The sequence below is a fragment of the Terriglobus sp. genome, from assembly GCF_965201105.1.
Classification (GTDB): domain Bacteria; phylum Acidobacteriota; class Terriglobia; order Terriglobales; family Acidobacteriaceae; genus Terriglobus.
The window spans coordinates 3,956,572-3,971,104 of sequence record NZ_OZ241741.1 but is presented as its reverse complement, the minus strand read 5'-3'; the positions used below and the strand labels follow the sequence as shown (position 1 = coordinate 3,971,104).

General features: G+C 63.4%; 9 protein-coding genes. 6 read left to right on the top strand and 3 right to left on the bottom strand.

What is annotated here, in order from left to right; translation table 11 throughout:
• Positions 1 to 35: 35 nt before the first annotated feature.
• The 6 genes from ACOFKT_RS17440 (at position 36) to ACOFKT_RS17415 (ending at position 11,133) form a co-directional block, all read left to right on the top strand.
• Positions 36 to 2,291 (top strand): bifunctional rhamnulose-1-phosphate aldolase/short-chain dehydrogenase, encoded by a 2,256-nt coding sequence (locus ACOFKT_RS17440; protein WP_419805259.1) that lies wholly within the window; start codon positions 36 to 38, stop codon positions 2,289 to 2,291.
• 41 nt (positions 2,292 to 2,332) lie between these two features.
• Positions 2,333 to 3,757 carry a rhamnulokinase gene (locus ACOFKT_RS17435; protein ID WP_419805258.1) on the top strand — a complete coding sequence of 475 codons (1,425 nt, stop codon included), beginning with the start codon at positions 2,333 to 2,335 and terminating at the stop codon, positions 3,755 to 3,757.
• A gap of 50 nt (positions 3,758 to 3,807) precedes the next feature.
• Positions 3,808 to 5,490, top strand: coding sequence for a glycoside hydrolase family 28 protein (locus ACOFKT_RS17430; RefSeq protein WP_419805257.1), 1,683 nt, complete (start codon positions 3,808 to 3,810; stop codon positions 5,488 to 5,490).
• Positions 5,491 to 5,689: 199 nt separating this feature from the next.
• Positions 5,690 to 8,359 carry a glycosyl hydrolase gene (locus ACOFKT_RS17425; RefSeq protein ID WP_419805256.1) on the top strand — a complete coding sequence of 890 codons (2,670 nt, stop codon included), beginning with the start codon at positions 5,690 to 5,692 and terminating at the stop codon, positions 8,357 to 8,359.
• Between the two features lie 93 nt (positions 8,360 to 8,452).
• The gene (locus tag ACOFKT_RS17420) at positions 8,453 to 9,661 is read left to right on the top strand and encodes a hypothetical protein (RefSeq protein WP_419805255.1); all 1,209 of its coding nucleotides are present in this window, start codon (positions 8,453 to 8,455) and stop codon (positions 9,659 to 9,661) included.
• Positions 9,613 to 11,133, top strand: a complete 1,521-nt coding sequence (locus tag ACOFKT_RS17415) for a hypothetical protein (protein WP_419805254.1) — start codon at positions 9,613 to 9,615, stop codon at positions 11,131 to 11,133. Before ACOFKT_RS17420 ends, ACOFKT_RS17415 begins: the two co-directional genes overlap by 49 nt.
• A 62-nt stretch (positions 11,134 to 11,195) precedes the next feature.
• On the opposite strand, the gene ACOFKT_RS17410 is transcribed toward ACOFKT_RS17415, so the two are convergent.
• The 3 genes from ACOFKT_RS17410 to ACOFKT_RS17400 form a co-directional block, all read right to left on the bottom strand.
• Entirely contained in the window at positions 11,196 to 11,978 is a 783-nt protein-coding gene (locus ACOFKT_RS17410) for a cytochrome c oxidase assembly protein (protein WP_419805253.1), read from the bottom strand.
• Between the two features lie 12 nt (positions 11,979 to 11,990).
• Positions 11,991 to 12,494, bottom strand: coding sequence for a DUF2243 domain-containing protein (locus ACOFKT_RS17405; protein WP_419805252.1), 504 nt, complete (start codon positions 12,492 to 12,494; stop codon positions 11,991 to 11,993).
• A 93-nt stretch (positions 12,495 to 12,587) separates the two neighbouring features.
• A complete protein-coding gene (locus ACOFKT_RS17400; RefSeq protein ID WP_419805251.1) occupies positions 12,588 to 14,351 on the bottom strand; it encodes a GMC family oxidoreductase in 1,764 nt (587 codons plus the stop codon).
• Between the last annotated feature and the right edge of the window lie 182 nt (positions 14,352 to 14,533).

Sequence of the window (14,533 nt, the reverse complement as noted above, 5' to 3'; positions counted from 1 at the left end):
TCACATGGGAAACATTTGCCGTATTGGTCTTGGCTATGGAATCATGGTCGGCGGACGTTTGTGACGAGGGTTTGATGGCGGCAAGTGCAGCAGACGGCAGGCTGAAGTTTCTGGAAGACAGGTGGGACGAGGCGATCGCCCGGACGCTGGACGGCCCGGAACTGCTGCGCTATCGATCAAACCTGCTGGGCAGCGATCTGCGCATTACCAACTTCGGTGGCGGCAACACCAGCAGCAAGCTGGACGAAGTCGATCCTGTTTCCGGCGACGCGGTCAAGGTGTTGTGGGTGAAAGGCTCGGGCGGCGACCTGGGGTCCATCAAACGCGCAGGGTTCGCGACGCTTTATCTGGATCGGCTGCTGGCGCTGGAGAAGCAATACAAAGGCGTGAGCGAAGAGGATGCGATGGTCGCGCTCTATCCGCTGGTAACGTTTCACAACAATCCGACCGCGACTTCGATCGACACACCGCTGCACGGCTTTCTTCCCTTCGCGCATGTGGACCACCTGCACCCGGACTGGGGGATAGCGCTGGCCGCGAGCGCCAACGGCAAGCAGAAGATGGAAGAGTTCAACGCGGAGTTCGGCCATACGCTGGCGTGGCTGCCGTGGCAGCGGCCGGGGTTTGAGCTGGGCATGATGCTGCGCAGGATCGTGGAAGAGACGCCCGGTTGCGACGGCGTGGTGCTGGGCGGACATGGCCTATTCACGTGGGGCAACACGCAGCGTGAGAGCTACCTGAGTACGATCACGATCATTGATCAGATCGGTCAATTCATCGAACGGCACGGTTCGCGCGAGAGCCACAAGGTGTTCGGCGGAGCGAAGCACCAGGCGCACGCAGATCGCGAGGGGATTGCGGCCGAGGTGATGCCGACGCTGCGCGGCGCGGTGAGCCGGAAGCAGCGCTGGATTGGCAGCTTTACCGATGCGCCGAATGTGCTGAATTTTGTGAACAGTGAGAGTGCGGAGAAGCTGGCGCATTTGGGTACGAGCTGCCCGGATCACTTCATACGCACCAAGATTCGGCCCATGTTTCTGAAGTGGAATCCGGCGGGCGACCCGAAGGAGATTCCGGCGCTGATCGAGCAGGCGCTGGAGACGTATCGCGCGGAGTACGCCGAGTACTACACAAAGCACGCGTTGGCGGAGTCGCCGAAGCAGCGTGACGCGAGCCCGACGGTGGTGCTGTTGCCGGGCGTGGGCATGTTCACGTTTGGCAGGAACAAGACCGAGGCGCGGCTGACCGGCGAGTTCTACAGCAACGCGATTGGCGTCATGCAGGGCGCGGGCGCGCTGGGCAGTGGTGTGAAGTGCGAAGACATTCCGCAGGCCGGTCCTGCTGCGAGCGCCGACCAGTTCACGGTATACGACAACTACGTCGCGCTGCCGCCAAGCGAGGCGTTTCGCATTGAGTACTGGGCGCTAGAGGAGGCGAAGATTCGCCGGCAGCCACCGGAGAAGCAGTTGAGCCGCAGGGTGGCGTTGATCGTGGGTGGAGGCTCGGGCATCGGCCGGGAGACCGCGTTGATCGCCGCCGAGCGTGGCGCGCACGTGATGATTGCGGACCGCGACCTGGCCGGTGCGGAGCGCGTGGCGGAGGAGTGCAAGGCGATTGCGGGCCTGGAGGCGGTCGGCTTCACGAGCATCGACATCACGAAGCGCGACACGATCCAGGCCGCGCTGGATGCGACGGTGAAGCAGTTCGGCGGCGTGGACATCTTGATCAATACCGCCGCGATTTTTCCATCGACACCGTCGGGCGTAATTGACGACGATCTGTGGGCGACGACGATGGAGATCAACGTGACGGCGAACTGGAAGCTGGCCGATGAGGCGAATGCGTTTTTCAAGAAGCAGGGCCTTGATGGTTCGGTGGTGCTGACCAGCTCGGCGAATGCCGTGGTCGCAAAGCGCGGGTCGGAAGCGTACGACGTGTCGAAGGCGGCGCTGAGCCACCTGGTACGCGAGCTGGCGGTGGGCATGGCGCCGCTGGTGCGGGTGAATGGCGTGTCGCCAGCGACGGTGGTAAAGGGTTCGACGATGTTTCCGCGCGACCGCGTGAAGGCGTCGCTGGAAAAGTACAAGATTCCGTTTGAGGAATCTGCGACGGATGATGAGCTGCGTGACGCTCTGGCGGCGTTCTACGCGCAGCGCACGCTGACGCATGTGCCGATCGATCCGAAGGACAATGCGGAGGCGATCCTGTTCCTGGCCGGACCGCAGGCGCGCGTGACGACGGGGCATATTATTCCGGTGGATGGCGGGCTGGTCGAGGCGTACCTGCGATAGCCATGAGATCGAGGGAAGCAACACGCAATGCTGAAGCCCGTGTGCCGAAAGACACACGGGCTTTGGTCGCTGTGGACCTGGGTGCGGAAAGCTGCCGCGTGAGTCTGCTGCGTTGGGTCGACGGCGCGCCACGGCACATGCTGGTACACCGCATTGCGAACGGTCCGGTAGAGCGTGAAAATGGACTGCACTGGCCGCTGGAACAGATTGTCAGCGGCATGGAAGAGGGTTTGCGCAAGGCGGCGGAGTTTGCGCCGGAGGGCATTCGCAGCATCGCGGTGGACGGCTGGGCGGTGGATTACGTTCGCCTGAACAACGCAGGCGAGCCGCTGGCGGACCCGTTTTGCTATCGCGATGTTCGCAACGAGCGTGCCGCGCAGGAACTGCACACGCATGTGAGCCCGCAGCGCATGCGAGAGCTTACCGGCATTCAACAGATGCCACTGAACACGCTGTACCAGCTGTATGCGGACAAGCTGGCCGGCATGCCGCCCGCGCGCTGGCTGAACCTGCCGGAGTACCTGTTGGTGCGCTGGGGGGCCGAACCCGTTGCGGAGTTCACCAACGCGACACACACGCAGTTGGTTGAAACGCATTCGCACGGATGGAGCCGTGAGATCTTTCGCAATGCCGGGCTGCAGGTTGAGTGTGCGCCGCGCATTGTGCGGCCGGGAACGCTGCTGGGCAAGCTGCACGGGCTGCTTGCCGCGCTGCCCGCGTACGCCGACACGGAGCTGATTGCGCCTGCCTGCCACGATACGGCGAGCGCCATTGCCGGCATCGCCGCACAGGGCGAGGACTGGGCGTATCTCTCAAGCGGAACGTGGTCGCTGGTGGGTACGCTGACGCCCGAGGCGGTGAATGGTCCTACGGCGCGCGCGGCCAATTTCACCAACCTGGGCGGTGTGGGCGGAACCAACTGCTTTCACAAAAACGTGAACGGCATGTGGCTGCTGAAGCAGTGCCAGGACGCGTGGGCGCAGCAGGGTTTTGCACCGCCGATCGCGGCGCTGCTTGCTGCCGCCGAGGACGTGTCTGCGCCTGCTGTGTTGCTGGACGTGGATGAGGCCGACCTGATGCGTATGGGCGAGATGCCGCAACGCATCAATCGCCAGCTTGCGGCCAAGGGCGCGGCGATGCTGCCGGAAACGCCAGAGAGTGCTGCCGCGGTGACGTCGCTGATTCTGCACTCGCTGGCGGCGCGCTATGCAGAGGTGTTGCGTGTGGTGGCAGAGGAGACCGGTAAGGAATTGCGACGGCTGTTTATTGTCGGCGGTGGCTGCCGGAACCAGCTGCTGAACCGGCTGACGGCAGAGGCCACGGGCATGCAGGTGTGCTGCGGCTCGCCGGAGTCGAGCACGCTGGGTAACTTCGCCGTGCAGATGGCGACGCTGGAGGGCGAAGCGAGCGCGTCTTCGCTGGAGTTTCGCGATGAGGTGTACCACTGGGCGTCGCGATTGGCATAGTCAAACGAAGTTCATAACGAAGTGAGCTGTTGTTGTTTGGGAGAAAGCCGATGCATGAGATGACACGCCGCCGCATTTTGCAGGCGAGCCCGTTTGCCGCCGCCGCGGCACTGTCCGCCAGCGTGCCGCAGAGTGTGGGTGCGCAGACGAATCACGAAGCCGTGTTGCCCACCGCGCACGCGGCGAAGGGGACGGCGCTGCTGTTTGATGTGCGGCAATACGGTGCCGCGGGTGACGGAAAGACGCTGGATACGAAGGCGGTGAACGCCGCGATCGACGCGGCGGCGAAGGCGGGTGGCGGCACCGTGGTCTTTCCGGCCGGGCAGTATCTTTGCTTCTCCATTCACCTGCAGAGCTATGTGGACCTGTGGGTGAGCCAGGGCGCAACAATCATTGCGGCGGACTCGCCGAAGCCTGGTGAGACGACCGGTTACAACGGCGAAACGTATGACGCGGCCGAGCCAAAGACGAGCTATGACGCGTACCAGGACTATGGGCACAACCACTGGCACAACTCGCTGCTGTGGGGCGAAAACATTCACGACTTCGGCATCTTCGGCAACGGCTTGATCTGGGGGCGCGGGCTGTCGAACGGCCGCCGCCGCACGGATCTCGGGTTCAAGTTTGTCGCGGAGCAGGCGGGCGTGGGAAACAAGGCGATCGCGCTGAAGAACTGCCGCAACGTGAACTTCCGCGATTTCAGCATTTTGAAGGGCGGTCACTTCGGATTTCTGCTGACAGGTGTGGATAACTGCACGCTCGACAACATCAAGATCGATACGGATCGCGACGGCATCGACATTGACTGCTGCCAGAACGTGCGTGTGAGTAACTGCACGGTGAATTCACCGTGGGACGACGGTATCTGCCCCAAGTCGAGCTTTGCGCTGGGCTACGCGCGGCCGACGCGCAATGTGACGATTACCAACTGCTGGGTGACCGGCTGCTATGAACTGGGCAGCGTGCTGGACGGTTCGTTCAAGAAGTTCACTGCGCCGAGCGAAGGTCAGCAAGACCGCAGTGTTCCGTATACGGGCCGCATCAAGTGCGGTACGGAGTCGAACGGCGGCTTCATCAACATTACCGTGTCGAACTGTGTATTTGAGGGCTGCCAGGGATATGCGCTGGAGAGCGTGGACGGTGCCTTGATGGAGGACATCGCCATCACGAATACGACGATGCGCGATTGCGTGTCTGCGCCGATCTTTGTTCGGCTGGGTGCACGCCTGCGCGGGCCAAAGGAGAGCACGAAAGTGGGTACGGCGGCGCGCATCCTGTTCAGCAACATCGAGAGTTACAACTCGTCTTCGAAAATCGCGTCCATCCTGAGCGGCGTGCCCGGACACATGATCGAAGATGTGAAGCTGAGCGACATTTTTGTGCACAACGAGGGCGGCGGCACGGAGGCGGATCAAGCGATTCAGGTGCCGGAGAAGGAAGAGGGCTACCCCGAGCCGGGCATGTTTGGCCGCATCCCCGCGACGGGCTTCTTTCTGCGGCATGTGCGCAACCTGGAGATGAGCCATGTGGAGGTGCGAACCGCGGCACCGGATGCGCGCTCGCCGTTTTACCTGCAAGACGTGGAGCGCGCCGACTTCTTTGCGTTGAACGCACCGCGTGCGCAGGGGCAGCCGCTGTTCCAGCTGCACAATGTGCGCGACCTGCGGCTGGGTTGGACGCGTGGCGTGGCCGACACGAACCTGGAGCACGCGGATGCGCAGACGCTTGGGTAAGCGGTTTCTGTTCACAGCGATGGAAGGGCACAGCGTCAAATGTGCCAAATGTAGCGATTGTCATGGCTCGTCCCTTTCTCATTTCCGTTCGCCTATGGCGAGCGGAAATGAGAAAGGGTGGATTGGGTGGGCGGTGGATGGCACAGCTAAAGCTGTGCCCTTCCGTTCTTGCATGAGGATGATACTGTGCGCAGTCACAATGGCGGCTACACTTGCGACGGTGCAGGCGCAGACGACCGATCTGCACCAGACCTTTTTGAACCCGCCGGAGGATGCGAAGCCGATGGTGCGCTGGTGGTGGTTCGGACCGGCGGTCACGCCTGAGGAGATTCGCAAGGAGATCGATCAGATGCACGCGGGCGGCTTTGGCGGGTTTGAGCTTGCCAGTGTTTACCCGCTTGCGGTGGATGATCCCGCGGAGGGGATCAGGAACCTGCGTTACACGTCGCCGGAGATGGTCGACATGTTGCGCGCGGCGCAGGAGCATGGGCGCGAGCTGGGCATGCGCGTGGACCTGACGCTGGGGAGTGGATGGCCGTTTGGCGGGCCGGAGATTCCGCTGGAGCTTGCGGCGGAGCGGCTGAAGCTGATCGTCGTCTCCAACAGCGACAAGGCGCCACAGCAGCTGGATTCGCAAAACCGCATTGAGCCCGGCGACCACATTATCGCCAAGTTCCTTGCAGCGGGTACGCCAGAGCATTGGGACGCAACGCGCACGCCACAGCTTGAGGTTTGGGACAAGGATCGTGTTGTACGGAGATGGACCTATGGTGCAGATACGCCGCACGATGTAACTCTGATCTTCGTTGCGAGCCACACCAGGCAGATGGTGAAGCGCGCTGCTGTGGGCGGCGAGGGTTACGTTCTGGACCACATGAACCGCGCGGCCATTGACACGCACAACCGTGAGGTGAGCGACAAGCTGCTGCAGGGCTTTACGGGCGAGCCGCCGTATGCCGTGTTCAGCGATTCGCTGGAGGTGTACGGCAGCGACTGGACCGGTGCGTTGCCGGAAGAGTTTAAGCGGCGGCGCGGCTATGACCTAATCCCGCACCTGCCTGAGCTGTGGCAGGGCGGAACGCCAGAGGCCGAGGCCGTGCGCCACGACTGGGGCGTGACGCTGAGCGACCTTGTCCGCGAGAACTACCTGAAGCCGATGGCGGAGTTCGCCGCGGCACACGGCACGAAGTTCCGATCGCAAACCTACGGTGAGCCCGCGGCAACGCTGAGCGATGAGATGACGCCGCAGTTGGCCGAGGGCGAGGGTCCGCAATGGAACCAGTTCTCGTTTACACGATGGGCGTCGAGCGCGAACCATGTCTTCGGCCGCAACATCACCAGTGCCGAAACGTGGACGTGGCTGCACTCGCCTGCGTTTCGCGCGACGCCGCTGGACATGAAGGTGGAGGCGGACCGCATGTTCCTGGAGGGCGTGAACCAGATCGTCGGGCACGGGTGGCCGTACTCGCCGCCGTATGCGCAGGAGCCGGGCTACTCGTTGTACGCCGCCGCGGTGTTCAACGCGCATAACCCGTGGTGGCCGGTGATGCCGGCGATTACGAAATACCTGCAGCGGGTGAGCTGGCTGCTGCGGCAGGGCGAGCCTGCGAATGATGTCGCGATTTTACTGCCCGAGGATGATGCGCAGGCGGCATTTGCGCCCGGTCATGTGTCCGTGACCGACGGCATGAAGCAGCGGATCACGCCGGAGCTGATGGGGGCGGTTCTGAACAGCGGCCACAACGTGGATTACATCGACGGACCTGCGCTCGAGATGCAGGCTTTGCACAGCAAAGTGATCGTCGTCCCGCCGACCACACGCATGCGCCTGAAGACCGTGCAGGCCTTGGCGACGTATGCACGGCGTGGCGGCAAGGTGATCTTTGTCGATACGGTGCCGTCGCTTGCACCCGGGCTGCAGGATGCGAACGACACCTCTGCGCTTTTGAGGGAGATTGCGCGCCTGCAGCACGCGGCGGCACACACCAGCATGGCCCAGCTTGCGCCCACACTGCGATCGTTGCTGCCGGCGGCGTTTGACCTGGGCCAGACGAACGGCGCGGTCGGTTTTATCCAGCGCAGCCTGCCGGAACGCGACATCTACTTCGTGGCGAACACCACTCCGGAGCCGCAAACGTTCACGCTGCTCACAACCAGCGCGCACCACACGCTCACGTGGTGGGACATCGAGGGCGGTGACGCCACCAACGCGCGTAACGGGGAGAGCGTCACGCTAACGCCCTACGGCTCGCGCGTGCTCGTTGCGTCCGACGACCACGCACCGCATCTGCGTCGCGGGCCCGAGCACGTTGTACAAAGCATCCCGCTCACGGGTTCGACAGTAGCCTTTGACGGTCAGCCCACGAACGCACAAATCTTTCATTCCACGGAGAGCTTTGGCGATTGGACGGCACGACCGGGAACGCGTTTTTACTCCGGCACCGGAAGCTACTTCAACCACTTTGCCGTGCAAAGCATGGCAGGCCATCACGTGGAGCTGCGCTTTGCCGATGGAAAACCGCTGCCCGACACGCAGCCTGCGAACAAGCCCGGCATTCGGGCGTGGTATGACGCGCCAATTCGTGAGGCCGCGACCGTGCTGGTGAATGGCAAAGAGGCCGGTGTGCTGTGGCATCCGCCGTACGTCCTGGACATTACCGGCCTGACGCATTCGGGTGACAACACGATTGAGATTCGGGTTTACAACACCGCAATCAACGCCCTGGCCGGTCAGCCGCCACGCGACTACAGCGCGTTGAAGGCGAAGTACGGTGACCGTTTTCAGATGCAGGACATGGACAATTTGCAGCCCGTTTCGTCCGGTATCTTCGGTCCGGTGGAGGTCGTGACGCTGGCGGCGGTCAAGTAGCGGAATCACGCGCCACGCAGCAAGGTACTTGTTTCCCGGCATTCCGCTCCGCTAGCCTAACGCCAGCGCAGCAATGCGCATGGGAGCCGAACGATGTCCACTGCAGCACAGGTTGCCGCACTTGCCGCGATGTCGCCCGCCGGCAGCAACACCGTTCCCCGCGACACCACTGCCGCGAACGTTCCCTGGTACATCTGGACCGGCGTGGTGGGCGTCACCTCCGCCACCATTGGCGGCGCCTGGGATGTGGCGTGGCACCGTTCGATCGGCCGCGACAGCTTCTGGACGCCTGCACACCTGATGATCCAGCTGTGCGCCGTGCTGGCAGCCGTGGTTGGCCTGTGGCTGGTGTACCAGTGCACCTTTGCGCAGAACTCACCGCTACGCGCGGCTTCGGTGAGCATCTTCGGCTTGCGCGCGCCGCTGGGCGTCTTCCTGGCCGGATGGGGCGGGCTGGCGATGCTTACTTCCGCACCGTTCGATAACTGGTGGCACAACGCGTACGGGCTGGACGTAAAGATTGTGAGCCCGCCGCATACGCTGCTGATCCTCGGCATTCGAGCGGTGTCGCTGGGCGTGTTCTTCCTGATCCTGGCGACAATGAACCGCGCCGCAACCGAAGGGCAGAGCAGCTTCAGCACGCTGCAGAAGCTGCTGCTGTACCTGGGCGGGTTGACCGTTGGCGGCCAAATGTTCTTTCTGCAGGAGTACACGTGGGACGTGATGCTCCACCAGACGCGAGCCTACATCGCCATAGGTATCGCAATTCCCGTCGCTCTCGCCGTGATCGCGCAGGCGTCGCGATTTCGCTGGGCGGCAACCGTTGCTACAGGCATTTACATGTGCTTCATCGTCAGCGAGATCCTGATTTTTCCGCTGGTGCATGCCGAACCCAAGCTGGGCCCGGTGTACAACGTCGTGACCCACCTGATCCCGGCCAAGTTCCCCGTTCTGCTGGTGGTGCCGGCAATTGCGCTGGACCTGCTGTGGCGCAGGACGAAGTCGTGGAAGATGTGGCAGATCGCACTTGTCTCCGGCATCGTATTTGTCGCGGTGCTGGTCGCCGTGGAGTGGCCGTTCGGGAGCTTTCTGCTTTCCAAGGCAAGCGAAAATCGCTTCTTCGGCACGATGTACTTCGACTACAATTCACGTCCGGACGGCCCGGACCGCATGCGCCAGTTCTTTCACCCGGCGTATGGGCTGCCGCTGTACTTGGGGCTGCTGCAGGCCACGGTGTATGCCGCCGTGTCCACGTGGATCGGCCTCCTGTTTGGCCGATGGATGCGCGGGGTGCAGCGTTGACGGTGCGCCGCCTCTTCCAGATCGCCCTGGCGGTCTTGCTTTTGTTGCTGCCGCGCCTGGCGCACGCGCACGTCGGCAACAAGGACGTGTTTGAAGAGGTGCACGCCGGGCCGTACACGCTGAACGTGACGGTGCGTCCGCCCAACGTGATTCCCGGCGTGGCCACGATTGAGGTTCGCAGCTCCGGCCCGGAAGTACGTACGATCGCGATCACGCCTGTACCCATGGTGGGCGAAGCTAGCAAGCATCCGCCGACGGCCGATCCCATGGCACATTCGCTCAGCGATCCGGCCTTCTTTACCGGTTCACTCTGGCTTATGGCCACGGGCTCGTGGAAGGTGGCGTTCGCCGTTTCCGGCGCGGCCGGACCCGCACAGGCCAGCGTTCCTGTGCCGGCGCTCGCGCTCAGCATGCTGCGTATGAACCGTCCGCTTGGCCTCTTGCTCGGCGCTCTGGGATTGCTGCTGGTGGTCGGCGTCGCCGGGATTGTGTTTGCCGCAACGGGTGAAGCGCGTCTTCGCCCCGGCGTGCAGCCCGATGCGCCGCGTCGGCGCCGTGCGTGGGTGATGGCGGGCGTCGCCCTCGTCACGGTGTGCGCGGCGGTGTGGGCCGGAGGCGTATGGTGGAACGTCGAGGCCGCCGACTATGCCGACCGAGTCTTCCAGCCGCTGCAACTGACGCCTTCGCTGACCGGCGACACGCTGCACCTGACGGTAGGCAGCTACGTGAACGCGGAAAGGCCGTACCGAAGCCGGCTGAACAACGACCTGCTTCCCGATCACGGCCACCTGATGCACCTGTACGCAATTCGCGAGCCGCAGATGGATGTTGCGTTTCATCTGCACCCCGCGCCGACAGCGCCGGGCGAGCTTGCGATGGAGATGCCGCAAATGCCCGCCGGACGCTACCGCCTGTTTGGCGACATCGTGCACCGCAGCGGCTTTCCCGAGACGCTGACCGCAACGCTGGAGGTGCCGCAAGGCTTTCACGGTGGCGCGCTCAGCCCCGAGGATGCGAGCGCGGCAGCCGCGCCGATCTCAGCGGGGGAGCTCGGCACCACCTTCCGCTTGCCGGACGGGTACAGCATGACCTGGGACCGGCCCGCGCCTTTGCAGGCAGGGCAGCCCGCCCGCTTTCGCTTTACACTGCTCGATGCCCAGGGCAGACCTGCGACCGATACCGTGCCGTACCTCGGCATGGCCGGGCACGCCGCCTTTGTGAAGACCGACTTCAGCGCGTTCGCGCATACGCACCCTGAAGGTTCGGCACCCATGCAGTCGGTTGAGGTCGCGAATGAGGGCGGTGGCGTGGGCGACATGGCAGCGATGAGTGCCTCGAACGCAAGCTCCGTGATTCCACCCACGGTGGAGTTTCCGTATGGCTTCCCGAGCTCCGGGCGCTATCGCATCTTTGTCCAGATGAAGCATGGCGCGACGGTAGAGACCGGAGTTTTTGACGCAGACGTGAAGTGAGCGATGACGTGAACGGCGCTCCCGAACGCCTACATCGTTGCGCCATGCAACAAGCTGCGGTTTCACACGCTGACCGCGCATGCTTTCGAAGCCTGCGCCGGGGAGGCCTGCCTTGGGTGCCAGGTGCTGACCATCGCGAAAGCAAGCAGCATCTCGGTGATGTCTCCGCCGTAGTACATCAACTCGGCTGCCCCGTGGCGCTGCAACACGGATGTGGCGACACGGAAGTGCCACCCCGCATAGAGCAGCTGCGAGAGCACCGAGTGGATCACGACGGCAGCACCCAACACTGCAAGGCGGACGGGAACCGATGGCCGGTGTGGTGCCGGGTCGGGTCCGGCGATAACCCAGGTGTACAGGCATCCCGCGGCGATGAAATGGAAATGCACGGCGTAGTGCAGCACGGGATGCTGCATCATCGCTGTGTAGAGAGCTGTGAAGTACAGCCCGGCCATGCCGCCCAGATCAAGCACCAACGCAACGACGGGGTGCGTGATGGCCTGCAGCACCGGGGTGCGCAGGGTTGCTGTAACGACCCGGCCATAGCGGGACGGGAGCGTTCGCAGCAAAAGCGTGACGGGTGCTGCCATGACGAGCCCGATGGGGGCGCCCATCGCCAGCAGCAGGTGCTGCAACATGTGCCGGCGGAAGTCGCCTTCCGCGTAGGGCAGCGCCCGTGGTGAAAGGCCCAGGATCAGCAGACCGCAGCCGGTCAGGAAGAGCGCGATTCGCCAGAGGCTCCAACCGCGAGGGCCGGCGTGTTGCCGGATGGCAAGCACGAGGTACGATGCACCGGCGGCAAGCGTAAGCAGAACCGGTACAAGCATGGAAGGAGCGTCGTGCATGATGCTTCCTCGCTACGCGACTGCTGAACCGGTCCCGAGCGGAACGGCGGTCCCGCGCTTCGCCATACCCCATCCAGCAAGGATGAAGAGCAGGCCCGAGGCGAGAAACGCCATGTCATACGCGAGTTGGTGAGGGCCGCCATGCACATGGTGCACGCCGAGTATCTGGTGATCGATGAGGCCTTCGACCAAGTTGAACCAGCCCCAGCCACACAGGATCCAGCACCAGAGCACGGCGGACTTCCACACTTGCCGGCGGGCGTGCGTCACGCGCGAGTAAAGCAGATAGAGGCCGAGCAGAACGGACAGCCAGGTGACCGTGTGGAAGAGGCCATCGCCGAGCGTGTTCATCTGCAGACCGGAAACCGTGTTCACCGGGTAGATGTCGCTGAACATGTGGTGCCACTGGAAGACCTGGTGCAGGAAGATGCCATCGAAGAATCCACCCAGGCCCACACCGAGGATGATGCCCGGAAGGGTGATCGGAAAAACGGCCTGGCGGGAGGTATCTGTCATGGGCATCTCCGCGGGGACTGTGGACAACTCATTTGCAGATGCCGGGCAGCTTGTATTGCGCGGGGCACCTGGGTACGGCCAATGCGCGGCCGGCTATCGCAGGTGCGGTGCGCCACTGCGGAAGGTCCCTGGCGGTGCCAAGCTCTTGCGAATGCCGGGCTCTTCCATGGAGCGCTTCGCTCCGCTTTGTATCGCAGAGTGATTGCTGATCAGGTAGTCAGCCGTGCGCGCAGCGAGTGATTGAATGGTGAGTCCCGGGTTTGCGGAGCCCTGCGTGGGCATGACGCTGCCGTCCATGATGAAGAGGTTTTCAACGTCCCAGGTGCGGCCGAACTTGTCGCAGACTGAGGCATCCGGTGTCTTGCCCATGCGCGCCGCGCCGACCAGATGGGCGTAACGCTGTTCCTGCACAACCTCGACCGCGCCGGCCGCGCGCATCACTTCCATGGTCTTGTTCTTACCGAATTCGATCAGGCGTTTGTCGTTCTCATGCAGGTTGAACATGACCTTGGCCACGGGCAGGCCGAAGCGGTCTTTCTCGTTCGCGCCGGTGGCGAGTTCGACGGTGTTGTCGTCCCACGGCAGGATCTCGCCCAACACGCCGAGTGCGGCCCAATGGTTGTAATCCATCATGCTGCGGCGCAGACCCCAGCCCCACTGGCCCTTGGCCGCCATCATCTGCTTGGCAAACGCGATGGGCAGCGGGCCTACGGTCTGAATTGCGAAGCCGCGCGCGAAGTTGCGGTTGGGGTCGGTTTCGTAGAACTCCTCGGTCAGCGCGTGCGCGGGGGGCGCCTTATACATACGGATGAGGTCTTCAAAACGGCCCAGAACCACGTTGCCGGCCTGCGCCATCAGGTATTTGCCGAGCGTGCCGCTGGAGTTGGCCAGGCCGCGCTCATGGCCCGGGCAGGCGGAGTTCAACAGCAGCCGCGGCGTTTCGATGGCGTAGCCGCTCACGATGACGACACGAGCGCGCTGGAAGTGCTGGCGGCCCTCTGCGTCGAAGTAGTGGACGCCGGTTGCGCGGCCGTTTTTGTCGAGTTCAATGCGCGAGACCATGCTGGTGTCGCGGATCTCCGCGCCGTGCTTCAGGGCGTCCGGAACGTGCGTGATCAGCGTCGAGGCCTTTGCGCCGACCTTGCACGCCTGGATGCAGAAACCGCGATAGATGCAGTGTGGCCGGTCACCGCGCGATGCGGACAGGATCGCCACCGGGCCGCCGGCCGATACGCCAATGCCAAGCTTGGTGCAGCCCTTGATGAGCACATCGCCCACACCGCCCATGGGGTGCGGAGCGTAGGGGTGGCCGTGCGGCTTGCCCCACGGATACCAGGCCGGACCGGCGACCGGCATTTCCATCTCGAGCAGCTCGTAGTAGGGCTCAATGTCTTCGTAGTCGATCGGCCAGTCGGCACCGACCCCATCGCGGGTGTAGACCTCAAAATCAGACGGGTGGAAGCGCGGCGTGAACGCGGCCCAGTGCACGCTGCCGCCGCCTACGCCCTTGCCGCTGTTGTTCGAGCCGAGCGCCAACGGGTCCTTGCCGCCGATGATGCGCAGGTCGTTCCAGTACAGGTTGTGCGAGCCTGCCTCGTCCGAGACCCAGTCGCGCTCGGTGTCCCAAAACGGTCCCGCTTCGAAGCCGACCACGTCAAAGCCGGCGCGGGCCAACCGCTGCAGCAGAACGCCACCGGCAGAGCCTACGCCGACGATCACGTAATCAACGACGTCTTCATCGCGGAAACGCCGACGCGGAATGCTGATCTGCTGCATGGGACCGAGCCGGTGCAGACCATCATGCGCAGGTTCTTCGAATGCACCACCGATGGGCGATTTGGAATGCGGCCAGTTCAATGCGTACCTGCCTGTCCAGCGGCTTCGCCAGCGCACTGCATGTTTGGGTTTCTCAATGCGTACCTGCCTGCCCAGCGGCTTCGCCAGCGCACTGCATGTTTGGGTTTCTCAATGCGTACCTGCCTGCCCAGCGGCTTCGCCAGCGCACTGCATGTTTGAGTTTCTCAATGCGTACCTGCCTG